Below are 23,714 nucleotides of genomic sequence, written 5' to 3'. Positions count from 1 at the left end.
TCCTGAGCGGCTCGGTGCGTGCACAGAGCCATCAGGACTCGAACTGTCCAAACTCTTTTTGCAAAATTCGGTTGGTGGCGAGACGCTGCTCGACCTCGTCACCGCCGCGTAGCTCAAGCACCGCCGAGCACAGCAGGTTAAACAGGCAGCTTAACGGTGCCATCGAGTCCCAAAATTGGCCGGTGTCGGTCTTTATCTGCAACAGGTCAACCGGGTAGTCATGGGCCCAAGGGCAATAGATGTCGGTGATCAGCCCGACGCGCAGCCCGCGATCGCAGGCGGCTTTACAATATTTCTGAGCGATCACCGAATAGGCGCGCGTGTCGCTCACAATCAAATAAGGCGAAGAAAATTCCGAGTTGAGCGACTCGACGTAGGTGCCGGACTGGCCGTCGGCGAAATAGACCTGTGGTCGCAGATATTCAAGATTGCTGTAGAAGGTGTTGGCGATACCGCGCACTGACTGAATGCCGAGGATAAACACCGCGTCCGCCTCCGCCAGCCCGCGGCTGATTTGTGCAAAACCTTCGCTCTGCGCCAGTTGATACACGTGTTGAATCGCCTCAAGTTCTAGCGTCAGCGCCTGCTGAAACTTCTCCTGCCGTGGCTGCTTGCTACGCTGGCGGTAAGCGCCCAGACGGTCGGTTACCACCCACGGTTGATACATCGCGCCGCTACTTTGCTGGCGCAGCGTCTGCTTGAAGTCATCAAGATTGCGATAGCCGAGACTGCGCAGATAGCGCCCGACCGAGATCCCGCTGGTCGCGGCGCTGCGTGCGATACTGTCGGCGGTCTCAAAGGGAATTTGCGCCAGATTAGCGAGCAGATAGCCCGCGATGCGCTTTCCGGTCGGCGTTTGGGTGGCGAAGGAGCCTTCGATTTGTGCAATTACATCCAGATTCTCGGTCATAGGCCCTGTTGCTTTGTTATCAGCACCGCATCGCTTGTTAGTTCACTAACAAAGCAACAGCTGTGCCAATATCCAAAATGACCAAGAATTAACCAAAAAATCAGATAAAAATCATGAATTAATCAGAGGAATAAGGCTGAGAAACGGCTGATGAAGGGCAATAACCGGGGAAGGTAAAAGAAGGGCTGCACGCTTAGCAAGCAACCCTTCACAATGCAGGTGCAATGTCAGCCGGGCTACGCGTGATGACGTAGCCCGGTTGGTCATAGCCTGCTCTATGCCGGGAAAGCCCTTAAACGGTGCTTTCCTGCACGGCGTTTTCACGCAGCAACGTTAGCGCATGCTCGGCCAGCTGCGAGAAATAGTGCGCTGCCGGAGCAATCAGCGCCTCGTCTGGATTAAAGCTGTCGTGATGCAGGCCAAATTCGCTGGCGCTGCCAATACTCACGAACGCCCCCGGCACCTTTTGCAGATAGATGGCAAAGTCCTCACCGCCCAGATGCAAATCGGCAGTGCGCACGCGATAGCCGCTTTCTTTAGCCACCTCGGCGCTCACTCTGGCCCAGTTTTCGTCGTTAATCAGCACCGGTGGACCTGCGGTCCAGCTGACCTCGGCCGTTCCGCCGCTGGCTTCCACCAGGCTTTTCACCAGATGAATCACCCGCTGCTGCACCTGCTCACGCACCTTTACGTCGTGAGTACGCAACGTGCCGCCAAACATCACCTTCTCTGGCAAGACGTTCCACGTTTTACCGGCGTCAATACGCGTGATGCTCAGCACCAGGCTGTCCAGCGTGTTAAAGCTGCGACTGGCCAGCGCCTGCAACGCCTGAATCACCTGGCTGGCAAGTACAATAGTGTCGTTGCCCTGCTCCGGGTGCGCCGCGTGTGCCCCTTTACCGTGAATATTAATGATGAAACGGTCGGCGTTGGCATAGAAGGCACCGCCTCGCGTCGCGAAGGTCCCCACCGGCAGACCCGGTTCGTTATGCATGCCAAAAATTGCCTGTATACCGTCCAGCGCACCGGCCTTAATGAACTGCTTAGCGCCGGTGCAGTTTTCTTCGCCCGGCTGGAAGAACAGCCTGACTCTGCCCGGCAATGTCGCTTCACGGGCCTTCAGCTGTAGGGCCGCGCCGAGAATCACCGAAGTGTGAATATCGTGTCCGCAGGCGTGCATGACACCGTCGTTCTTTGAGGCATAGGCCAGCTGCGTCTGCTCATGAATGGGCAACGCATCGATGTCGGCACGCAGCGCAATCAGCTGCTCTCCCTGCCCTATCTCTGCGACCACGCCGGTGTGGATCGGGTAATCCAGAATGCGAATATCCGCCGCCTGTAGCCATTCACGAATGCGGGCGGTGGTTTCCAGTTCCTTATTCGACAGCTCTGGCCAGCTATGCAGGGTTCTGCGCCATTTAATCAACTGCGCAGCAAAATTGTCGCTCATACGGTTCCTCCAGAATCGAGAATAGAACGAAGCGAGGATCTCCATTCCTTTATCGCTGATAGTGACCGCTCGCCCAAGGGGAGTAAAAGAACAATTCCGCGCAAGGGAATGAAAAATATGGCAATAGGATTATCTATTTTCCGGCAAAGCTTATCGTAAATCGTTGGTTCACCTGCCGCCGACATCTTCGGATGATAGTAGCGTCCGCTGAGGCGGTGACGCCCACTCACGATCCTAAACGCCGCTCAGTCTTTTTATCTCTTTCAAACCCTGAGGATTTTATGACGGACACCTTATCCGAACAGCTGATTTCCTGGCGGCGTGAGCTGCACCAGCATCCCGAACTTTCCAACCATGAATTTGCCACCACCGAGCGCATCACCGCCTGGCTAAAACAGGCCGATATCCGCGTGCTGCCTTTTGCGCTGAAGACCGGTGTGGTGGTTGAAATAGGTCAGGGCGAACCGCTAATTGCGCTGCGTGCCGATATCGATGCACTGCCAATTGAAGAGGCGACGGCACAACCCTTTGCCTCTAAAAATCCGGGCGTGATGCACGCCTGCGGGCACGACGTGCACACCTCCGTGATGCTCGGCGTCGCCTATCAGCTCAAAGCGCTGGAAAAAAACCTCAAGGGCCGGGTGCGCATTCTGTTCCAACCGGCGGAAGAGACCTTCAACGGCGCTCAGCAATTGATCGATGCGGGCGCACTCGAAGGCGTACAGGCTATTTTCGGCATGCATAATGCCCCCGACCTGCCGCTCGGCACGCTCAAGACTCGCGGTGGCGCGTTTTACGCTAACGTTGACCGTTTTGAAATTAATATTCAGGGCAAAGGCGCACACGCCGCGCGCCCGCACGAGGGCATCGACTCTGTCGTTATCGGCAGCCAGATTGTCACCACCTTGCAAACGCTGGCGAGCCGCATTTACAGTTCTCAGGAGTCGGTGGTGGTCAGCGTAACCCGTTTCACCGCGGGCAACACCTGGAACGTGTTGCCGCAGAGCGTCGAGCTTGAGGGCACCGTGCGCACTCATAACGAGGCTATCCGCAGGGAGATCCCTGAACGTATCCGCACGCTTATCAACGGCATCGCCGGTGGATTTGGCGCGACCGCTACCCTGAACTGGCAGCCGGGCCCGCCTGCGCTGGTGAATACGCCGCAGTGGGCCGACTTTGCGCTGTCCGTCGCCAGAGAGACCGGCTACCAGACCGAAGTCGCTACGCCGCAGATGGGCGGCGAGGATTTTGCCTTCTATTTGCACCACGTGCCCGGCGCGTTTGTCAGCATTGGCAGCGCCAGCAGTTTCGGACTGCATCATCCGTCGTTTGACCCTAACGAGGCGATTATCGACCCTGCCGTGGCCTACTTCACCGAGCTGGCACAGCGCGCGCTCGACCAAGTGAAGCAGCAAAATAACAAGTCATCTTTATAAGTCACCTTTGGTAACGGAAAATTGCCGCTAAACGGCGCGCCTTTGCTGGAGCTCTGGGTCAGGATTTGCCAAGATGGCGAGGTTAATATTTCAAAATTTACCGGATGAATTGAGGATATGACTATGAGTAACGACAAGCCACTGCAAGCCGATCCGCTGGTCTGGGGACACGGCAAGAACGTCTTCGAGGTGTTTCTGGAACCCACCTGCCCGTTTTCGGTACGTGCCTTCAACAAGTTCGATGCCCTGCTGGCGGAGGTCGGCGAGGACAAGGTTACGCTGAAAATTCATTTGCAGTCCCAGCCGTGGCACCTGTATTCCGGGGTGATCGTTCGCTACATTCTGGCGGCATCCACCCTGCCGGAAGGTAAGGAAGCGGCTAAAGCGGTGTTAAAGGCCGTGGCCGACCATCGTGAAGAGTTTGAGTTTACCGATCACTGCGCGGGACCGAACATGGACGCCACGCCGAACGACATTCTGAATCGCCTCGAGAGCTACAGCGGCATCAACGCCCGTGAAGCCTTTGCGCGTCCGGAGTTGCAGAATGTGATTAAATGGCACAGTAAATACTCACGTCAAAACGGCATTCACGTTTCGCCAACCTTTATGGTTAACGGATTGGTGCAGGCCGATATTGGCAGTGGCGACGAGATTTCGTCCTGGGCTAAACGCATTCAGGGATAAGCCTCTTACTGAGCCCGGCTGTAAGAAGTTTGTCCGATTTTCTCAATAATCAGGGCGGAAGTGGATGATTTGCCGATTTCTTCAGCACTCAAACCGAATTATGAAGAAAGGCCTTTGACAAGCCGGGCTACCCCCGTTAGTATTCGCCCCGTTCAAACGATTCCTCTGTAGTTCAGTCGGTAGAACGGCGGACTGTTAATCCGTATGTCACTGGTTCGAGTCCAGTCAGAGGAGCCATATTTATGTTCTCATGCATCTTCGCGAGTCTTTATCTCATTTAGACTCAACAAATTAGCGTGAAAACTCTTCCCGATGCATTTTCAGTTATCCCTCTCTCTCGCAAAGTTTCCGCTTCACACTACCTATACCTGTTAATCAATCTCGGCAGTTCTCCTCAGCGTTATCCCAACCATCGCATCAATACGCCTAAAAACTTTAGGCATCCTTGCCCGAAATATCCCGCGTTACGAACGCAGCGCCAAAGTTTCCTCGTTTTTACCCATAGAGCGTTTGTGATGCACAATACGACTGGTGACCAGTACGGCGAGCGTTAACAGGCCGGTCGCGATGATTTCACTACGGTGTTGTGGGTTGAACAGCATGGAGATGAGTATTCCGACGATGAACACCATGGTTGCCCAGGTTAATCCAGGGAATAGCCACATGCGGTAACTGAGTGTTTCACCGCGCGCCTCGCGTTTTTTACGCAACACCAAATGTGAGGCGGCAATCACCAGATAGACCAGTAAAGCAATGGCGCCTGAACTTGCCAGCAGGAATTCAAAGACCGCTGCGGGTGCCAGATAGTTGCAAATCACCGCAATGAACGCGGCTGCCGTGGAGGCAATAACGGCAACCCACGGGGTACCACTGCGCGTGGTGCGAGAAGCAGCAGCGGGTGCATCCTGACGACGTGACAGCGAATAAAGCATGCGTGATGCGGTGTAGAGTGCGGAGTTAAGGCAGCTACAAACGGCTACCAGCACCACCACATCGACGATTTGGCGCGCATACGGAACATTCATCATTTCCATCGCTGTTTGGTATGAACCGGCTTTCATCAGCGACGGCGTATTCCAGGGGACCAGCGCAACCACAATGAAAATCGACAGCAGATAGAACAACGAGATACGCCAGATAACCGAGTTGGTGGCTTGGGTAATCTGCTTTTTCGGCTCACGCGATTCTGCGGCGGCGATGGTAACAATTTCGGTTCCCATAAATGAGAACATGGTCGTTAGAATGGCTGCCAGTACCGCACTAATGCCGTTAGGCATAAAGCCGTGGGTCGCATAAAGATTTGAAATACCCTGCGTACTGCTGCCCGGCATGAGTCCAAATATCGCCAGACTGCCGGCAATCAGGAAAGCGATAATGGCAACCACTTTCAGTAGTGCAAACCAAAACTCAAATTCACCGTAGTTCTTCACGCTAAACAGGTTAGTCACCGTCAGGAATGTGGTGATCGCCAGCGTGTATTCCCAGATTGCAACCTGCGGGAACCAGCCGTGCAAGATAGTGCCTGCGGCGTTGGCCTCTAGCGGAATAACCAACACCCAGAACCACCAGTAGAGCCAGCCAATAGTGAAACCGGCCCAGCGTCCCAGCGATTTGTCGGCGTAGGAGGAGAAGGATCCGGAGTCGGGTGAGGCAATCGCCATTTCAGCCAACATACGCATAATCAATACCACCAGTGCGCCGGCCGCGATGTAAGCCAGTAACACGGCCGGGCCTGCTTCGGCGATCGCATGGCCGGAGCCGACAAACAGTCCGGCACCAATCACACCGGCAATAGATAACATCCGTACATGACGCGGCTTGAGGCCTTGCGCCAGCACATCGGCATTCTGTGAACTCATTGTTATTCTCCAGATTGTCTCTCGGGTTGTGCTCTGTACAGCCCGGCAGCAGCAGATGATTAGCCCAGACCGCAGTGCGGGCTGGGTTAGTTGAGGAATGCCTATGAATCCTGATATGGCTTCAATATGCCGCTGAGGATGTCCAGCGCCTTGCTGAACTGCGCATCAGGAATGGTTAGCGGATAGAGGAAGCGAATCACGTTGCCCTGCGGACCACAGGTCAACAGCAATAAACCACGCGCCATTGCCTGTTGCTGAATCGCCTGAGCCGTTTGCGCCTGTGAAAACTCCACGGCGACCATCGAGCCCAACGCGCGGATATCGGTGATGGCCGAGCAGTTGGCACGCGCACTGCTCAGGAAATCGACCAACTGAGATCCGAGTCGTACCGAACGTGCACAAAGCTGCTCTTCGGCAATAACATCAAGCACCGCATGCGCCGCCGCAATTGCCAGCGGGTTTCCGGCGTAAGTGCCTCCAAGGCCGCCGGGACCCGGCGCGTCCATTATTTCTGCGCGACCGCTTACCGCCGACAGCGGCATGCCCCCTGCGAGGCTTTTTGCCATGGTTATCAGGTCAGGTTTGACATCGTAATGGTCCATCGCAAAGAGTTTTCCGGTGCGAGCGAAGCCCGTTTGCACTTCGTCGGCAATCAGCAGAATACCGTGCTCATCGGCCAGATTACGCAGGCGAGTCAGGAACTCAGGCGGGGCAATGTGGAAGCCACCCTCGCCCTGCACCGGCTCCAGCACAATCGCGGCTACGTCCTGTGGTGCAATATCCTGGGTAAAGATATCGTGCAGGCTGGCAAGTGCGTCTTCAACGCTGATACCGGTTATCGGGTTCGGATAACGTGCATGCCACACCGAGGCAGGCATCGGACCAAAGTCGCGTTTATACGGCGCTACTTTGCCGGTCATTGCCATGGTCATGAAGGTGCGGCCGTGGAAGGCGTTGCCAAAGGTAATAATGCCGTGACGGCGCGTTGCTGCGCGTGCCACTTTGACGGCATTCTCTACCGCTTCGGCACCGGTCGAGAAGAAGGCGGTTTTAGCTTTACCGGCAATTGGCACCACACTGTTAATGCGTTCTGCCAACGCAACATAGCTCTCATAAGGCGTGACCTGAAACGCAGTATGGGTAAATTTTTCTAACTGATCGACAATCGCCTTAACGATGCGCGGGTGGCGATGGCCGGTGTTCAGCACCGCGATACCGCCCGCGAAGTCAATCCAGGTATTGCCCTCAACGTCACGCAGCGTCGCGTTCTCTGCCTGCTCGACATACCACTGGCAAAGATTTCCGGTGCCGCGTGGGAGTGCATCATCTTTGCGTTGTTGCAATTGACCGTTTTTACCTTCCATAACTTTTCCTTAGCAATAAGAGTCTTTACAAATCACGACAAACACGCTTATTTATCCCTGTGCCAAGGTTTGTTGCCAGAGCCACTTCTATAGAAAAGGGGGGATCCAATTGCGGAGTTTGTACGCCGATCATGTATTAGAGCGTTTGCGGTGTTTGCCGGAAGGGACGCTGCAACAGCGCCTGTTGGCGTGTATGCAGGCTGCGATTGTGGAGGGAATATTTCCACGTGCCACGCGATTACCGGCTACGCGGGATTTAGCGCGCGAACTGTCGGTTTCTCGCAATACCGTCCTTAACGTCTATGACAATTTGATGTCACAGGGTTACGTCACGGCGCGAACCGGTAGCGGCACCTGGGTAGCCGAAACGCTGCCGGAAAGGTGTTTAAATAGTCCGCGTAACGACGCTCTCAGCCTGCCCCTCGTCGCCAAAAGCGCGGCCATCTCCAAGCGCGGCTCGTCCTTGTTGGGACATGCAAACGCCTCGCCGTATCAGTGGGGTGCCTTTGTGCCAGGCGCACCCGATGTCACCCAATTTCCACATAAACTTTTTAGCCAAATTCAAGCGCGGCTTAACAAAGAACCCGATATAGACAGGCTTATCTACAGTAGCAATGGGGGCTGCACGTATTTGCGTCAGGCGTTGGCGGAGTATCTCAGCGTTTCGCGTTCAGTACGGGCCGATGCCGACCAAATAATTATCACCGAGGGAATTCATCAGGCCGTGGATTTGGTGACCCGTGTGCTGTGCGATCCGGGGGATCTGGCGTGGATCGAAGAACCGGGTTATTGGGGAACACGTAACCTATTGCGCATCAACGGGCTAAAAATTCAGGCCATGTCAGTGGATGAACAGGGCATTATCCCTGACCTGCCGCCGCGAACTCCTGTGCCAAAAATGGTTTTTATCACCCCGTCACATCAATATCCACTTGGCGTACATCTCAGTCTTGAACGGCGAAAACAGCTCCTGGATTTGGCGCGCAAACATAAAACCTGGCTAGTGGAAGATGACTATGACAGTGAATTTCGCTTTGCCGGTCAACCCTTTCCATCGCTGCAAGGTTTTGAGCCTGATGCGCCGGTCATTTACATGGGCACCTTCAGTAAAACACTCTATCCGGCACTGCGCCTCGGTTATCTGGTGGTACCAAAAGCATTAGCGCAGCCGCTCCGTGTGGCAGCGGCTGAGCTCTACCGTGGTGGGCATCTGCTGGTGCAGCGTGCGCTGGCGGAATTTATTCTAAAAGGGCATTACGTGGCGCATATTCGCCGTATGCGTAAACTCTACAGCCAGCGACGGCGCTTTTTGGCCAACTTGATTGAACGCTACTTAGGCAAGGATTTTATGCCTCAGGTGAATCACGAAGCGGGTTTGCACCTGGTGATCAATCTCCCTACCGGCTGTGACGATGTGGCGGTTGCCGCTCTGGCGTTGCAGCGTGGCGTAAAAGTGCGGCCCCTGTCGCAATATTATATGCATCTGCAAGAGCGACGAGGACTGCTGCTGGGTTATGCCTGCGTGGATGAAAGGCAGTGCCAGGATGCGTTCGGCGTGCTCAGAGCGTGTTTGATTCAGTTTGGGATTGTCGGGCGCGCGGAAAGCCTTAAATCGGAGGGTTAACTGATTAACGGCGGGATGCGCAATCAATCGCAATCTGTAGCGAGAAGCCACAGCATCTGTCGCTTAAATACAAAACGCCTGATGTAATTGATCAGGCGTTAGGATAAAGAGAAAGTATCAACCGATATCAGAACGGGTCACAACATTACCTACCCCAGGCCGACTCTGTATTCATATGCTCGGCTCGCCAGTGAGTATAAAATTCGCTATCATCCGCTCCCGCTCTTCATCCCGGTAGCCTGATGTCCAAGATAATCGATACTTTTATTGCCCCGCCTTGCCATGACAAGATTGAGATTCTCTATCAGGACGATCACTTAGTACTCATCAATAAGCCCACAGGGCTGCTCAGCCTCTCGGGGAAAAATCCGCAAAATCTGGATTCAGTGCATTATCGGCTGGTAGAGCTATTTCCCGGCTGCACCCTGATCCACCGCCTCGACTTCGGGACGTCTGGACTGATGGTGATTGCCCGCAATAAGGCTATCAATGCCGCACTTTGCCAGCAGTTCAGCGAGCGCACGGTGACCAAAACCTACAGCGCATTACTCTGCGGACATCTGGCTCACAACGAAGGGATCATTGACGCGGCGATTGCTAAAGACCCGGCGCTGTTTCCGCTGATGTCGATTTGCGCCCTAAATGGCAAGCCTGCTCGCTCCGGTTATCGGGTGGTTGAACGCTTTTATCATGCGCTGGAAGACGGGAGATTACTGCCATTGACGCGGGTCCAGCTGACTCCGGAAACCGGACGCACCCATCAGCTGCGCATCCACTGTCAGCACCTGGGCCACCCTATTTTGGGCTGTGACCTGTATGGCGGTCTCCTGCTGCCCGGTACCGAACAGACTCCTCGCCTGATGCTGCACGCCAGCGAGCTGCATTTTATTCATCCCATCAGCGGCGAGCGTATAAAAGCTCATCAAGCCAGCCCGTTCTGACTTTCTGCTTAAACTGGGGGTGAGTGGGAAGGGATTACTGTGCTTTGCCTCAGGGTTTAATAACTCGCCTGCCGACATCAAGTCGTCCAAATTTTAGAACGGTAGTAACGTTGCGATAATAATAAACAACCTCTAAATTAACTCCTTTAATACATGGAGTTATATCAATAAAATGCTTACGCTTGAAACGGTTGAAGTCCACACGGCTGGAGAGCCTTTTCGTATCGTTATTTCAGGCTTACCGGAAGCACAGGGTGACAGCATTGCAGAACGCAGAACATGGTTTCGCCAATATGCTGATGATATTCGCCAGGCATTAATATTCGAACCTCGCGGACATGCAGATATGTACGGGGGCTATCTTACGCAGGCGGTCTCCCCCGGCGCTGACATTGGGATAATCTTTATCCATAACGAGGGATATAGCGACCTCTGTGGTCATGGGATTATCGCATTAGCGACCGCGGCCGTAGAGCTAGGTTGGGTTGAACGGACCTTACCGGAAACACGTGTTGGTATTGATGCGCCCTGCGGTGTCATAGAGGCTTTCGTCAATTGGGATGGCAATCATGCCAATGGTGTCCGTTTTATTAATGCGCCGTCTTTTATTTATCATCGCGACGTAAAAGTCAGCACGCCCACCTTCGGGGACGTCATCGGCGATATCGTTTACGGGGGGGTATTCTATTTTTATACTCGCGGCAAATCGCATGGATTACCAATACGTGAATCCTCAATTGACGCTCTCACGCAATTTGGTGCCGAAGTCACCCATGCCGCAAATACTAACTTCTTGGTTAAACATCCTGACTCCGCTGAGGAAGGCGTAATCTATGGGACAGTGATTGATGGTGAGCCCAGGCATGCCGGATCGTCTCAGGCAAACTGCTGTATTTTTGCTGACCGTGAGGTAGACCGTTCTCCTACAGGAACGGGGACTGCCGGGAGAGTCGCCCAGCTGTTTCTACGGGGTGAGCTTCAACGAGACGAAATATTGGTCAATGAGTCAATAATAGGTTCTGTCTTTCGAGGAAGGGTCATCGGTGAAACAACGGTCGGGGATTTTCCGGCAATCATCCCCGAGATATCGGGCAATGCTTATCTATATGGATTCTGTAAATGGCTCATCGACCCACGCGACCCTTTTAGAAACGGATTTTTAGTCAAGTAGTGTGGGACAATGAAAGCTGGCGCTACAATGACGCCGGAGCTCGTACTGTCCGAAGTAGACTTACCGACCAATAATACATTAGCGACGAGTTACCGGCGTAAACATTATTCACGTGGGGCTTTACTCATCAATCGAGAACAGTTTCTGTACGGTTGTTAAAAGATTGAAAATGAGAAAGATAATTGACAATACTTGACTATAATTATAAAAAATAGAGCCTTAACAACCAAGATGATTACTACATGAATTTTTATGGTATAAACTACCTGCAAACGCAGTCTAATTTAAATGATTACTTCAAGTATGCGATTATTTTTAGCACTCTGTTTGTTTTAGTTGTCGTATTCAGCCTGTATATGCGTCATCGTCTACAGACTAAATATCGAGACTTAACGATTATCGCCTTCTTGTTTTTGCTGTTTATTTCCGGCGTTCAATACTCAGACTACGCAAATAGTGAAAATATACACTCTCAATCATCGCAAATGGTTAATTTTGTAAAACTCCTCGCCAGGGAAAAGAATGTAGGGGTTGATGCTATCCTTTCCAGTTCAGTGCAATTATCTGATGGTGTGATTGTTAAGATTAATGATAACTATTATCGCGTAAATTTAAGCGCAGATCAAAACACTTACAGCTTAGTCAGGATCGGGTTAATTAACCCGGACATTACCATTATAAAATAACGAGGGACTACATGCCTATCTATACACCGATAATAATAAAATTAGGGCTAGGAATACTTTGCCTGATTGTACAAATAAATCTGATGGGGAAAGGAAACTTAGCCCCATCCTCTGCAATGGATCAGGTTCAAAACTACGTATTAGGCGGAATTATCGGTGGCGTTATCTATAATGAATCGATAACTGTGCTGCAATTTGTACTGGTGTTAATCATCTGGACATTGCTGGTTTTCATTCTCAAGTTTTTAAAGGAAAATAACCGTTTTCTTAAGCATATTATTGATGGGAAACCGATTACATTAGTGCACAACGGCAGTGTAGATGTTAAAGAGTGTTTAAGGAATGGCGTTTCGGCCCATGATTTAATGTTTAAATTAAGAGCTAACGGTATATATGAAGTTGAACAACTCAAGCGCGTAGTGCTTGAGCAAAATGGGCAGTTAACTATTATTCAAAGTGGCGATGAGAACATTCGTTATCCGATAATAGTGGATGGATTAGCAAACCATGACTTGCTTGAGATAATTAATAAAGACAGAGAGTGGTTAGAATCTAAAATCGCAGAGCAAGGCTTCAATAAAATTAGTGAAGTCTATTTAGGTGAATATTTGTCTGGCCGGATTAATTTGTACGGATATACAAGATAACCGTCGGATTGAAAGTTGATGTGAGGTTGCTAATGGCATTGTTAGTACGACTCATTTTCTAACCTTAGGTATGATTTGCATCCAATGATTAATACATTGAGGTGATAGCAACGTCCACTTTTTGCAAAAAGCGGCCCAAGGCAACGCACAAGGGCTGCTGTGAGCGAGGAGCGGACGTCGGCTCTTACTCGTCATTTTGATGTATAGCCATCAAGTACCCAGCAATCTCGTCAACACTGAGATCAACATGTAACATCTCAGGATTCTGGAACCAACTATCTGGCCAAAAAATAAGATCAGATGGATTACCGTTAAAATTCCTCTCAAGTAATGAAAGAGCAAAGTTTTGTTCGGATTCTTTGCCCTCGGAGTCACATATAAATTTGATTGTTTGAATCAATTCGCTCCAGGTATAGTCTGGGTAAAACCTCTCCAGATTAAAGGCCATCCTGGTAAATTCCCTGGCACGGGTCCAGGAGGAAAAATCTCTGAAATCAGAAAAAGTATAGGGATATACAACCTGGTTGTTCCATTCGCCCATCATGGTTACTAATATGGGATCTTCTTGAACAGAGCCTCCATCAATTTTAGAAAGTATCATTTCAGCACTTTTTGAAAGTTCATTAATTTTATTACTACTGACTTTGCCTGGTCTCATTCTTTCCGGCAGTGGCATTATTTTAATCCTTGAGAAGTTAACTCATCAAATCGATTGATTTTAAACAATACTCTTTATGTAAATACGGTACTACCTTAGTCCGCTTCTGGCTCATGGCATCTCGATGAAACCTACGTAAAGGTCAACGGACGCGATGCGCCTGGTGAGCAGAATCATTGAAAGATAAGACTTTTCAATAACACGAAAGGCTAACTCATCAATAACTTTGCAACAGTGCCATTATTATTAAGTCTGGCACTCTGGATACTATTTCATACTTTAGTCAGCGTGTTTATTTTTCCATTTCAGCTCAACTTCCATAACGACACTTATTGATGCAGGCAACACAGTCAGTGTAATGAGCGTGGCAACAAACAAGCCTCCGATGATGGCGTAGGCCATTGGCCCCCAAAAAACCTGCTCCGAGATAGGGATCATCCCTAAAATTGCCGCTGAAGCAGTCAACAGAATCGGCCGCGAACGGTGAAGGGCAGCGCTGACGATTGCGTTTTGTTGCGCCATCCCTTCACGGAAATTACTGTCGACCTCACTAATAAGAATAACGGCATTGCGAATAATCATCCCTGACAATGCAATGATACCCAACAAAGCCACAAAACCCATCGGCGTTCCGCTGGGTAGCATCGCAAGCACGATGCCAATTAGGGCAAAGGGAGCCATAAGCAAAGCGACAAGCATGCGGGAAATACTTTGCAGTTGAATCATTAGCAATACCAGCATGACGAATAAAGTTATTGGCAACACTGCGTAAACTGAATTGTTCCCTTTGGCTGATTCAGCAACAGTGCCTCCCTCTTCAATGTTATAGCCTTCAGGAAGCGAACGGCGCAGTTTGTCTACCATAGGAGAGAGTTGCTTTGAAACCGACTCGGCTTGCATACCAGGTGCCAAGTCGGTTTGCACTGTGATGAAAGGCAATCGCTGCCTGCGCCAGATAATCGGGTCACTCACGCCCCATCTCAACGTTGCCACCTGACTTATTGGGACTTTGCCCCCGTTGGTCGATGTTACCTTCAGATTGGCAAGCGTATCCAAATCGAGTCTCTCATGGTCATTGGATCTTAATACCACGTCAATTAACCTATTGTTATCACGCAGGGTAGTCACCACGCTTCCTGACCAAACAGTATTTAGCACCTCCGACAGGCTCTCGGAAGATACACCGGCGGCACGGGCAGCCGTTTGATTAACCTCAAGCGTGACGACACGCTCGGGTTCTCCGGCAGTAAGATTCACCTCTCGCGTCAAGTTACTGTTGCCTACGATAGCCTCAAGATGCTGTGCTAGCTGGCGAACCTCGTTGTAGTCTGGTCCACTGATGCGATATTTAAGCGGCCATCCAACGGGTGGCCCAAGTTCAAGCGGCGACACTCGCGTCGTGATATCTCTGAAATCTAGAGCAAGATGTGAATTTAACTGCTGCTGAAGCCTGTCTCTGTCTTTCAGGTTTCTAGCTACAACGACTAGCTGGGATGTATTTTCATTATCCAGTAAAACCTCCATGGGTAAATAGAATCTTACAGCCCCAGAACCGACATAGCTTGAGAAGTGATCAACGTATCGATTCTTCTTCAGCCAATCTTCCAATCTGCTTGTTTGCCTGGATGTTTCTACCTGCGATGCATTGGCAGGAAGCGTCAGGCTCACCAGCAGTTCTGGCCTGTCGGAGGCTGGAAAGAACTCCCCCTGCATAAAGGTGGTGCCATAAGCTGATAGCCCGAGCAGAAAAACGGCAATGAAAAGAGTCAGGCCACGGTGAGCCAAAGTGGCGTCTACTATTCGTTGATAAAAATGAAGCAGTCTTCCGGGGGAGCCACTGTGTGATTTTATTTTTGGCGATAAGATCCAAGTGCCGATTAAGGGCGAAAATAAAACCGCAACGGCCCAGGAACTTAAAAGTGAAATCAGAACTACGGCAAACAGTGAAAAGCAATACTCACCCGCGCTGGATGCAGCAAAACCCACTGGAATAAATCCGGCAATCATTACAAGCGTACCGGTCAGCATGGGAAAGGCGGTAGTCTCAAAGGCGTAAGTCGCCGCGTGCCAGCGGCTATCTCCTGCCTCCATTCTGGAAATCATTGCCTCAACAGTGATCATCGCGTCATCAACCATGAGTCCCAGCGCGATAATCAGTGCCCCCAGTGAAATACGCTGGAGCCCAATCCCTGTTAGCATCATGCCAATAAACGTTATGGCCAGTACCAATGGAATAGCCGTGGCAACGACGAGCCCGGCCCGAGTTCCCAAAGATATAAAAGAGACAGCCAAAACGATAATAACGGCTTCTACCAACACTCTAATGAATCCGTTTACCGCCTGCTTTACAACAGCGGACTGGTCGGCAACCGTAGTCATCTCGATACCGTGAGGAAGGGCATGTCGAATAGCGTTCATTCGCAGGTTGAGCTCACGGCCAAAACTGAGCATATTGCCCGTTTTGGCCATTGAGATTGCCATGCCAATCGCAGGATGCCCGTTAACTCTGAAGGCCGGAGACGGCGGCTCGGCAACCTGCCGGCTAATCGAGGCAATATCAGTTAAGGGGATGTAACGCCCGTCAACATGCAACGTTATCTCTTTCAGGCTTTGCTGCGTACTCAGCGCCCCGCTCACATGGAACGTAATGTTTTCACGATCGCCGCGCAGCGTGCCGCTGGGTACTACTGCGTTTTGTTGCTTCAAGGCATCAGAGATTTGTTGCAGGGTGATCCCCATTCCCGCAAGCTGGCCCGGTGAAAAAGCAACGACCATTTGTTCTTCTTGCACACCCAGTAGACTGATTTTCCCTATATTGGGCAATGACATCAGACTGCGTTGAATGGCCTCCACTCTGTCGCGCAATTCTCTTTCTGTAAAACCCTCCGCAGTAAACCCATAAATTGTGCCGAAAGTGTCGTCAAACTCATCGTTGACGGTAGGTGCCAGGACACCGGCAGGGAGCGAGGAAGAAATATCCTGCATTTTTTTGCGCACCTGATACCAGATATCGGGTACGGAGGCTGGCGGAGTGTCCTCTCGCAAATAAACAAATATAACTGACTGCCCTGCCCGCGTGTTGCTTTCGACATAATCAAGGTGAGGAATTTCTTGTAACTTCTTCTCCAGCACATCGGTGACAAGATTAACGGTGTCATGAACATTGGCTCCAGGCCACTGAGCCGAAACTACAGCAGTCTTTATAGTAAACGCCGGGTCTTCGTTACGATTAAGATTTTCATACCCCCAACTCCCCGCGGCCAACAATAGCAGCATGAAAAATGTGACCACTTGCTGATGGTTAAGCGCCCAGGCCGAAAGATTAAATGCCCTTTTGGATCTATTACTGTTCATTCTTGGCCCTCCCCAAGGCTCACTTTCTCCCCTTGACGTAGCTTGCTCACTCCTGCTGTTACGACTGTTTCACCGGGCCGGATCCCCGACGAAATGAAAACTTCGCGGGTAGAAAATCTACCGATAATTACCGGACGCATTTCAAGTTGCAGATTTCTGCGATCAACGATAAAAACTGCCGGTGTCCCTCCTGACTGGGAAAGAGAAGAAGCCGGAAGCCGAATCCCCCCGAGCCCTGTTTCTGGTAATGGCGCTTGTACACTTGCGCCAAGAGCCATCGCCCGCGGGGGATTGTTCAGCGAAATTCGAACGCGCCAGGTACGTGTTTGAGGGTCAGCCTGGGGACTTATATCCCTTAAGATTCCATGGGTTGTAATGGCGGGATCGGAGAGAAGGGAAACATTGAGGCTTTGAACATTTTTCAGAGCCCGAACCTGAGACTCCGAAAGGTCAAATACTGCGTCGAGCTCCGTAGCTTCGGCCAAGTTGACAACAGTCTGCCCTGCGCCAACGACTTGCCCGGACGAGGCGCTAACCTGGGTTATTATGCCTGGCGCAGGGGCGGTGAGTCGAGTCCAGTCCAGGTTCTCCCGCGCATTTTTCAGAGCATTTTCACTTGTCTGACGATGAGATAAAGCGGATTGCCAGTCTGCCATCGCATTATCCAGCTGCACCCGTGCAATCGCCCCCGAAGGCATTAAAATTTTCATTCGTCTGAGATTGGCTGCCGCCACCTGTTCGCTTACGATGGCACTTTGCAGATCGGCGCGAGCACTGTTGAACTGATTTTCGCCGGTTTCACTTTCAAGGGAGGCGAGTAGTTCCCCCTTTTTAACCTCGTCGCCCACCTCAACACGTCGAGTAAGCAGCCTGCCGCCAAGACGAAATCCCAACGTAAGCTCGTCGTGGGCACGAATTTCACCGGTTTGGTTGTGAAAAATTGACAATGTAGGTTGAGGTGCAATCACAAAACGCACTGGCCGCGGCGAAAGAGCAACCTTTTGCTGCTTTTCACCACAACTATTCAGACCGATTAAAAAAGACAGCAAAATAAGCCCAATTAAAAAATGAGTTATTTTACAAGATGAAATGATATGGCTAATTGCCTGGCGAGCTAAATCTGCAAAAGTGTCTGTCATGACCCTGCCCCTGAATTGATATAACGCTATTCAATCCAGCATTGGTCCAGATTCCCCCTATATTTCATCAAGGGACCGTCAAGACTGACACTTTTTTATTTATTTTTCCTTATCGGGAAATTGAATGACGACTTTTAGCCCGCCATTTTCTGCATTTTGGGCCATAATTCTGCCCCCATGAGATTCGCAGATTGCTCGGGCTATGGACAGGCCCAGGCCACTGCCGCCAAAATGACGGGCGCGCGACGTTTCAGCTCTGGTGAATCGTTCAAACATCAGCGGGATGAAAGCTTCAGACACCCCTTTCCCTTTATCACAAAACGAAATTTGATACGCATCGGTCAACCTTTCTACATAAATATCCAGGGTGCCGCCTTCCGAGGCATAGCGTAGGGCATTTTCCATCAAGATAGTAAACACCTGTCCCAACCGGAATGGATCACCTTTGAAACGGCACTTAGCCGGTGCATGAACAGCAATAACCATTCCCGTGGTCTCAGCTTGCGGCTTTATCCACATCACCCGCTCCTGCAACAGCTCGGCGAGATCCCACTCAAAGATATCAAGGCTGAGCTCCCCGGCATCTGCCAGCGACAGCAGGTGCAGTTCATCTATCAGACGATTTAAACTGACTAACTGTTTCATGACCATTTCCAGCTGCCTGGGTTCTGGCTGAAATACGCCGTCGATCATTCCCTGAAGTCGCCCCATCGCGGCCGTGAGCGGAGAGCGCAACTCATGTGCCATCGCGACATGGGAGGCATGCAGCTCGCGCTCGTAGCGCGAAAGTTGCTGAACCATAGTATTGAAATCTTCCGTGAATTGAACCAGCTCCGAGGGCGCTCCTTTAACCAATGCCGCCTGAGTTTCAAAGTCACCTCTGGCCACTTCACGTGCGGACGAAGCCAAGCGACTAAATTGTAAAGAGAGCGGCAGAGCAGATCGCAGCCCAAAAAAAACAATAAATGGGATCGTCACAACGACCAAAATTCCAACGGTGATCCAGTCGGCGGAAGCAATCGAGGGATCCGAAAAACGTATACCCCACCATTTATCTACAATTTGATGAAAACGTTGAGGATTAATTTCAGGATTCAGAAGCAGTATTTTAAACTCTGCACTGACTGAAGAAGGCATTTCATGCACTCGCAACAGCTCAACCAGCGCGAATCTAGACCACATGCACAGGGCAATAAGGCACACAGAGCCAATGGCAAGCAGCAGGATACGCACACAAATCCAGCGCCATAGAGATTGATGTCGGCTGTTCATGGTTGTCTGAACCGGTAACCGACACTGCGCACATTGACCAGCACATGACTAATGCCTGCTGACTCCAGTTTCTTACGCAGGTTATAAACGTGTGTATCCACCACGCGCTCTAACGCCTCGCTCTCAGGCAGACAATTTTCTAAAAGATACTGTCGTGAAAAAGCCCGTGTTGCAGAACTCATCAAAGTAGACAGGATACTGAATTCTGTGGGTGTTAAATTGAGATACGATTTGCTCTCTTGCTCACCGTTAATGCTTGCGGTCAAGGCTATGACATCGACTTCTAAATTCTGCCAGCGCAAAACCACCTGCTCCTGGCCTTGAGCATTGCCCGAAGTCCTGCGCAGCACGGCTTGTACTCGCGCGACAACTTCACCAGGGTTATAAGGTTTGACTACATAATCATCCGCCCCATAACGAAGCGCACCAATTTTATCCGGCAGATCTCCCATGGCAGTTACCATGATAACCGGGGTATTATTTTTACGGCGCACTGACGCCAATACTTCCGTCCCACTCATCCCCGGCAGCATCACATCCAGTAAAATAAGATCGGGTTTCCAGCGCAGTGCCATATCAAGCCCCGAGAGACCATCCCCGACAACTGTTACTTCGTACATTTCTCGTATTAAATATGCTTCCAGAACATTGGCCGCATCAACATCATCTTCGATAATCAGGATCCGCTTATTTTGCATATTTACTACCTTGACTGTTTCTCGATAATTCCCTGACAGTACATTGATACTGCCTCTTCATACTCTGAGTTTCATACGCGGCCGTAATCCGCTTTGATTTGCGAGTCATGAGTGACGAGGTTTTATAATGATAACCAGAAAACTACTCCTTCACATTACCTGTTTTTTATTTGCAGGAAACGTAACAAACACATTAGCGGACACCAACGCTGCTAGTCAGCAGAGCTTAAATCTTGGCCTGGCGATGCAAAATTCCCCTCGCTACAGCGGTTCTGAAAATAAACATTGGCAATTTGCTCCTGTTGTTCAGGCACGCGATGGTGCTTTTTTCTTTGATTCGCAAAAGGGAGTGGGATATGACCTGCAAAGCGACAGCGGGTTATATCTAGAACATACCCTTGGATATAGCCTTGGCCGTTCTGACAGCAATTCCAACTGGCGAGATGGTTCAGATAGATTGAAGGGGATGGGAAATATCAATGCGACAGTCAATACCGTCGTGGCTGTGGGTTGGGCCGTTACACCCTGGCTTTCATTGGAGGGAAAAACCATCTTGCCTCTCAGCGATGGACAGGGTGTGAAATACCAAACGTCAATAACTCTTCTCCCCATACAAAATGAAACAAATACTGTTGCTTTCCAAGGTGCTGCATTATTTGGCGATAGCCGATATATGAATACCTTTTATGGCGTGAGTCGCGATCAAAGCTTTCACTCTGGATATGCTCAATATCAGGCAAGCAGTGGATTCTATGGTGTGGATAGTACTCTTACCTGGAGCCATCAATTCACCCCGCACTGGAGCACTGCAGCAAGCATCGAATACACTCGTCTGGATAAACACGCAAAAGACAGCCCGATTGTGTTCAAACCCAACCAGGTCTCATCGACAATTGCATTTATCTATAACTTTTAGTCTTGACACAATCTTGATTAAACCTTGACTATTTATTGACTCTGGAAATTTATAATATCGGTAAGCTCTGCCGTCTAAGGGTAGGGTTTAACTTAAAAAATAAATTAACTGTCATCACACCCTGAATTTTTTGCATTAATTGTTAAACCCAACACCAAAGAGTTAATAAATGAGCTTAGATAACAAAACGTTAAGTGCAAAACTGAAAAATATTTTTTTACTATCAAAAGTTGATAACACCAAGCGTGTTATCATTTTACAAAATGAAGACTCTCCAACGGAGATATTATCTTTTGCCGTGGAAGCTCTGCAAACACTTGGAGCAACGTTGCATGTTATTACGCATGATCCGTTAAGAGGCTCCTATACTTTATCATCTGATTATAACTTAAATAACAATGATGTTATTTCAAAAAACTCTTCAGAAGATTTGCTAGGATTGGCAGATATAGTTTTTGAAACAATAGACTTAGCAAAACTCAGCGCTCAAAATGAAAACGTAGAGTCATTCTCTTTAATTAACAAATAGAATTTATAATAATTGTAGTGGCATAGTGAATTTGGCCACCTGAACAGAGGTGATGTCATCACCTCATAGACAAAACAGGTGACATTATGACCAGAAATAACAGACGTTATTTCAGCCCCGAGTTCCGCCTCGAAGCTGGCCATTTAGGGGGCAGTTTGGATATCGAAAATTATTGTACGTTAAGGTGATGTTTTGGGCACTGTTGCAAAGTTATTGATGAATTAGCCTTTCGTATTATTAAAAGGTCTTATCTTTCAAAGATTCTGCTCACCAGACGCATCTCGCCAAGGGGATACCCAAAATAAAATGATTCTGCCTGACCTTTCCTTAGCGCTCACATCACTTCAATCCCTTTGATTGTGGCGTAAGCCGTCTTCATTGACTTGAAGCCCAGCGTGGCGTTGATTAGCCATTTCAGTTTGCCACGATCGCACTCGATTATATTATTCCGGTACTTTATCTGCCGGTGCTGCACATGCTGCGGACATTTACCTTCCCGCTTCAGCAATGCCAGCGCCCGCCCATACGCCGGGGTTTTATCCGTGTTGATCAACCGTGGAATTTGCCAGCGCTTCGTATTATTCAGAAGTTTACCCATAAAGCGATATGCGGCTTTGATGTTACGACGTGAAGACAGGTAAAAATCAATGGTGCAGCCCTGCTGTCGACCGCGCGGTACAAATAAGCCCAGCGTCCGTTGACCTTCACGTAGGTTTCATCGAGATGCCATGAGCCAAAAACGGAAGGCTAACGCCAGTACCCGCGCAGCCGCTTTTCCATCTCAGGTGCATAAGGCTGAACCCAGCGATAAATCATGGTGTGATCGACATTTCCCCCTCGCTCAGCGAGCATCTCCTGCGGCTCACGATAACTGATGCCATATTTGCAGTACCAGCGGACGGCCCACAGGATAATAGGGGTCCGCTTGGAAAACGAATCTATGGTCACTCCCGTTTTTGCAACACCGATTTTGACGATAAATTGGCTTGCTTGAATCTATCCGGCGTCTGAATGGGATTTTATTCCCGCGCCTCGATGAGTTCCGCGCCTGATGAACCTCCAGAAAATATACGGCTTCAATGAGCCTTTCCGTTTTACAGGTTCCTCAACAGACCGGTGGGCCGTTAGTATCATCAATATCAGTATTCGCAAAACCAGATCAGTGATTCTTTAAACCGGTGTATTTCTGCCGTTATGCTACATAAGTTTGCTGTCGTGCCGTTAGGGCCCCGGCTATTCTGGCCAGCTTGTTTGCCAGAGCACAAGTGACGACAAAGTTGCTTTTCCTACACAGTAAATCCCTAACCCAATCGGCCAATTTGCCAGACTGGTGTTCCAGTTTTTGTATGAATACCCTGGCACATTGAACTAACAAAGTTCGGATCTTTTTGTTACCTCGCTTACTAATTCCCAGCAATGTCGTCCGACCTCCCGTGCTGTACTGTCGAGGCACTAGCCCTGTTGCCGCCGCAAAGTCACGACTGCAGGCGTACTGCTTCCCGTCGCCAATCTCAGTTGAAATAGTACTCGCTGTCAGTGTTCCGACGCAGGGAATGCTCAGCAAGCGCTGTCCAATCTCATCTTCGTCCAACTTTCGTTTCAACTGGGATTCCAAATCTTTAATCTGCTCAACAAGATATTGATAATGCTGTTGTAATTTCAGCAATAACTGGCTGAGGTAAAGAGGCAAACTATTGTCTTCAAGAATGGTACTCAGTCGGCTAATAACGGCAGCTCCTCGTGGAACGCTAATGCCAAATTCCAGCAGAAAGCATGCATCTGATTGGTTGTTTTTACCTTATCCTGAACCAAGGATTCACGGATACGATGCAGAGCCCGCATTGCCTGCTGAGATTCCGTTCTAGGTTGTACAAAACGCATAGACGGACGCGATGCAGCTTCACAAATAGCTTCGGCGTCGACAAAGTCGTTTTTGTAACTTTTAACGAATGGACGGACAAATTGTGGTGATATCAGCTTTGGAAAATGCCCCAACTTTTCCAACTTGCGTGCCATAAAGTGAGAGCCGCCACAGGCTTCCATTGCGATGGTTGTAGCGGGGCATGTCGCCAAAAATTCGATTAACTTTGGCCGGGTAAATTTTTTACGGTAAACAGCCTTGCCGCGACGATCTTGGCAATGAATATGGAAAGAGTTTTTACCCAGATCGATACCAATGAGCGCAATGTTTTCCATGATAGTTCTCCGAATGAAAGCCTATCCTCAGCATAGTACCGGGAAGGAGGGAGTGACCATCTCATTAAATATCCTACGCTAAGACAGTTTCTTTAGCAGCCATGACCGGCAGCTTTGAGCGAAGACCGGACATACCAAAAATTCATAAGCTAAATAAGACAGCAGGCCACATTCTAATAT

18 protein-coding genes, 1 tRNA gene and 2 pseudogenes are annotated in these 23,714 nt (G+C 49.9%); 10 read left to right on the top strand and 11 right to left on the bottom strand.

Going from position 1 to position 23,714, the window contains the following annotated elements; all coding sequences use genetic code 11:
- Positions 1-31 precede the first annotated feature (31 nt).
- The gene (locus BS640_RS18215; protein WP_017490116.1) at positions 32-910 is read right to left on the bottom strand and encodes a MurR/RpiR family transcriptional regulator; all 879 of its coding nucleotides are present in this window, start codon (positions 908-910) and stop codon (positions 32-34) included.
- A 292-nt stretch (positions 911-1,202) separates the two neighbouring features.
- Positions 1,203-2,360, bottom strand: a complete 1,158-nt coding sequence (locus tag BS640_RS18210) for an amidohydrolase (protein WP_017490115.1) — start codon at positions 2,358-2,360, stop codon at positions 1,203-1,205.
- 281 nt (positions 2,361-2,641) lie between these two features.
- On the opposite strand from BS640_RS18210, the gene BS640_RS18205 reads away from it, so the two are divergent.
- The 3 genes from BS640_RS18205 (at position 2,642) to BS640_RS18195 (ending at position 4,717) form a co-directional block, all read left to right on the top strand.
- Positions 2,642-3,796, top strand: coding sequence for an amidohydrolase (locus tag BS640_RS18205; RefSeq protein ID WP_084913053.1), 1,155 nt, complete (start codon positions 2,642-2,644; stop codon positions 3,794-3,796).
- Between the two features lie 123 nt (positions 3,797-3,919).
- The gene (locus BS640_RS18200; RefSeq protein WP_017490114.1) at positions 3,920-4,480 is read left to right on the top strand and encodes a DsbA family protein; all 561 of its coding nucleotides are present in this window, start codon (positions 3,920-3,922) and stop codon (positions 4,478-4,480) included.
- Positions 4,481-4,641: 161 nt separating this feature from the next.
- Positions 4,642-4,717, top strand: a tRNA-Asn gene (locus BS640_RS18195).
- 227 nt (positions 4,718-4,944) lie between these two features.
- On the opposite strand, the gene gabP is transcribed toward BS640_RS18195, so the two are convergent.
- On the bottom strand, positions 4,945-6,345 hold the full coding sequence (gene gabP, locus BS640_RS18190) for a GABA permease (protein WP_026110288.1): 1,401 nt from the start codon (positions 6,343-6,345) through the stop codon (positions 4,945-4,947).
- 95 nt (positions 6,346-6,440) lie between these two features.
- A complete protein-coding gene (gene gabT, locus BS640_RS18185; protein ID WP_084913052.1) occupies positions 6,441-7,703 on the bottom strand; it encodes a 4-aminobutyrate--2-oxoglutarate transaminase in 1,263 nt (420 codons plus the stop codon).
- A 109-nt stretch (positions 7,704-7,812) separates the two neighbouring features.
- Here gabT and pdxR point away from each other — a divergent pair, with 109 nt between their 5' ends.
- The 5 genes from pdxR to BS640_RS18160 all read left to right on the top strand — a co-directional run bounded on the left by pdxR (position 7,813) and on the right by BS640_RS18160 (position 12,772).
- Complete coding sequence (gene pdxR, locus BS640_RS18180) at positions 7,813-9,327, top strand: MocR-like pyridoxine biosynthesis transcription factor PdxR (protein ID WP_026110287.1); 1,515 nt, start codon at positions 7,813-7,815, stop codon at positions 9,325-9,327.
- Positions 9,328-9,569: 242 nt separating this feature from the next.
- Entirely contained in the window at positions 9,570-10,268 is a 699-nt protein-coding gene (locus BS640_RS18175; RefSeq protein WP_017490110.1) for an RluA family pseudouridine synthase, read from the top strand.
- Between the two features lie 172 nt (positions 10,269-10,440).
- The gene (gene lhpH, locus BS640_RS18170) at positions 10,441-11,439 is read left to right on the top strand and encodes a trans-3-hydroxy-L-proline dehydratase (protein WP_017490109.1); all 999 of its coding nucleotides are present in this window, start codon (positions 10,441-10,443) and stop codon (positions 11,437-11,439) included.
- Between the two features lie 242 nt (positions 11,440-11,681).
- A complete protein-coding gene (locus BS640_RS18165) occupies positions 11,682-12,125 on the top strand; it encodes a DUF3290 domain-containing protein (protein ID WP_084913051.1) in 444 nt (147 codons plus the stop codon).
- Between the two features lie 11 nt (positions 12,126-12,136).
- A complete protein-coding gene (locus tag BS640_RS18160) occupies positions 12,137-12,772 on the top strand; it encodes a DUF421 domain-containing protein (RefSeq protein ID WP_084913050.1) in 636 nt (211 codons plus the stop codon).
- Between the two features lie 184 nt (positions 12,773-12,956).
- On the opposite strand, the gene BS640_RS18155 is transcribed toward BS640_RS18160, so the two are convergent.
- The 5 genes from BS640_RS18155 to BS640_RS18135 form a co-directional block, all read right to left on the bottom strand.
- Positions 12,957-13,448, bottom strand: a complete 492-nt coding sequence (locus BS640_RS18155) for a hypothetical protein (RefSeq protein WP_084913049.1) — start codon at positions 13,446-13,448, stop codon at positions 12,957-12,959.
- A 261-nt stretch (positions 13,449-13,709) separates the two neighbouring features.
- Complete coding sequence (locus BS640_RS18150; protein WP_084913048.1) at positions 13,710-16,784, bottom strand: efflux RND transporter permease subunit; 3,075 nt, start codon at positions 16,782-16,784, stop codon at positions 13,710-13,712.
- Positions 16,781-17,923: an efflux RND transporter periplasmic adaptor subunit gene (locus tag BS640_RS18145; protein ID WP_084913047.1), complete on the bottom strand. Its 1,143-nt coding sequence runs from the start codon at positions 17,921-17,923 to the stop codon at positions 16,781-16,783. The genes BS640_RS18150 and BS640_RS18145 overlap by 4 nt, the downstream gene beginning before the upstream one ends.
- A gap of 99 nt (positions 17,924-18,022) precedes the next feature.
- Entirely contained in the window at positions 18,023-19,195 is a 1,173-nt protein-coding gene (locus BS640_RS18140; protein WP_026110286.1) for a sensor histidine kinase, read from the bottom strand.
- Positions 19,192-19,893, bottom strand: a complete 702-nt coding sequence (locus BS640_RS18135) for a response regulator (RefSeq protein ID WP_017490102.1) — start codon at positions 19,891-19,893, stop codon at positions 19,192-19,194. Before BS640_RS18135 ends, BS640_RS18140 begins: the two co-directional genes overlap by 4 nt.
- A gap of 127 nt (positions 19,894-20,020) precedes the next feature.
- Here BS640_RS18135 and BS640_RS18130 point away from each other — a divergent pair, with 127 nt between their 5' ends.
- Both BS640_RS18130 and BS640_RS18125 read left to right on the top strand, forming a co-directional pair.
- Positions 20,021-20,809 carry a MipA/OmpV family protein gene (locus tag BS640_RS18130; RefSeq protein ID WP_084913046.1) on the top strand — a complete coding sequence of 263 codons (789 nt, stop codon included), beginning with the start codon at positions 20,021-20,023 and terminating at the stop codon, positions 20,807-20,809.
- A gap of 169 nt (positions 20,810-20,978) precedes the next feature.
- Positions 20,979-21,338, top strand: coding sequence for a hypothetical protein (locus BS640_RS18125; protein ID WP_017490100.1), 360 nt, complete (start codon positions 20,979-20,981; stop codon positions 21,336-21,338).
- 247 nt (positions 21,339-21,585) lie between these two features.
- Here BS640_RS18125 and BS640_RS18110 read toward each other — a convergent pair.
- Both BS640_RS18110 and BS640_RS18105 read right to left on the bottom strand, forming a co-directional pair.
- A pseudogene (locus BS640_RS18110) lies at positions 21,586-22,286 on the bottom strand (IS6 family transposase).
- A gap of 244 nt (positions 22,287-22,530) precedes the next feature.
- Positions 22,531-23,534: pseudogene (locus tag BS640_RS18105) on the bottom strand (IS110 family RNA-guided transposase).
- Positions 23,535-23,714 lie beyond the last annotated feature (180 nt).

The organism is Rouxiella badensis, assembly GCF_002093665.1.
In the GTDB taxonomy this organism is placed as follows: Bacteria; Pseudomonadota; Gammaproteobacteria; order Enterobacterales; family Enterobacteriaceae; genus Rouxiella; species Rouxiella badensis.
Note: the sequence above shows the minus strand (reverse complement) of the source record. Positions and strands in the feature narration are given on the sequence as shown.

Bases quoted from the DNA above. Each gene is read 5' to 3' on its own strand.
- BS640_RS18215 (WP_017490116.1), bottom strand. From the start codon at position 910: ATGACCGAGAATCTGGATGTAATTGCACAAATCGAAGGCTCCTTCGCC.
- BS640_RS18210 (WP_017490115.1), bottom strand. From the start codon at position 2,360: ATGAGCGACAATTTTGCTGCGCAGTTGATTAAATGGCGCAGAACCCTG.
- BS640_RS18205 (WP_084913053.1), top strand. From the start codon at position 2,642: ATGACGGACACCTTATCCGAACAGCTGATTTCCTGGCGGCGTGAGCTG.
- BS640_RS18200 (WP_017490114.1), top strand. From the start codon at position 3,920: ATGAGTAACGACAAGCCACTGCAAGCCGATCCGCTGGTCTGGGGACAC.
- gabT (WP_084913052.1), bottom strand. From the start codon at position 7,703: ATGGAAGGTAAAAACGGTCAATTGCAACAACGCAAAGATGATGCACTC.
- BS640_RS18175 (WP_017490110.1), top strand. From the start codon at position 9,570: ATGTCCAAGATAATCGATACTTTTATTGCCCCGCCTTGCCATGACAAG.
- lhpH (WP_017490109.1), top strand. From the start codon at position 10,441: ATGCTTACGCTTGAAACGGTTGAAGTCCACACGGCTGGAGAGCCTTTT.
- BS640_RS18165 (WP_084913051.1), top strand. From the start codon at position 11,682: ATGAATTTTTATGGTATAAACTACCTGCAAACGCAGTCTAATTTAAAT.
- BS640_RS18160 (WP_084913050.1), top strand. From the start codon at position 12,137: ATGCCTATCTATACACCGATAATAATAAAATTAGGGCTAGGAATACTT.
- BS640_RS18155 (WP_084913049.1), bottom strand. From the start codon at position 13,448: ATGCCACTGCCGGAAAGAATGAGACCAGGCAAAGTCAGTAGTAATAAA.
- BS640_RS18150 (WP_084913048.1), bottom strand. From the start codon at position 16,784: ATGAACAGTAATAGATCCAAAAGGGCATTTAATCTTTCGGCCTGGGCG.
- BS640_RS18145 (WP_084913047.1), bottom strand. From the start codon at position 17,923: ATGACAGACACTTTTGCAGATTTAGCTCGCCAGGCAATTAGCCATATC.
- BS640_RS18140 (WP_026110286.1), bottom strand. From the start codon at position 19,195: ATGAACAGCCGACATCAATCTCTATGGCGCTGGATTTGTGTGCGTATC.
- BS640_RS18135 (WP_017490102.1), bottom strand. From the start codon at position 19,893: ATGCAAAATAAGCGGATCCTGATTATCGAAGATGATGTTGATGCGGCC.
- BS640_RS18130 (WP_084913046.1), top strand. From the start codon at position 20,021: ATGATAACCAGAAAACTACTCCTTCACATTACCTGTTTTTTATTTGCA.
- BS640_RS18125 (WP_017490100.1), top strand. From the start codon at position 20,979: ATGAGCTTAGATAACAAAACGTTAAGTGCAAAACTGAAAAATATTTTT.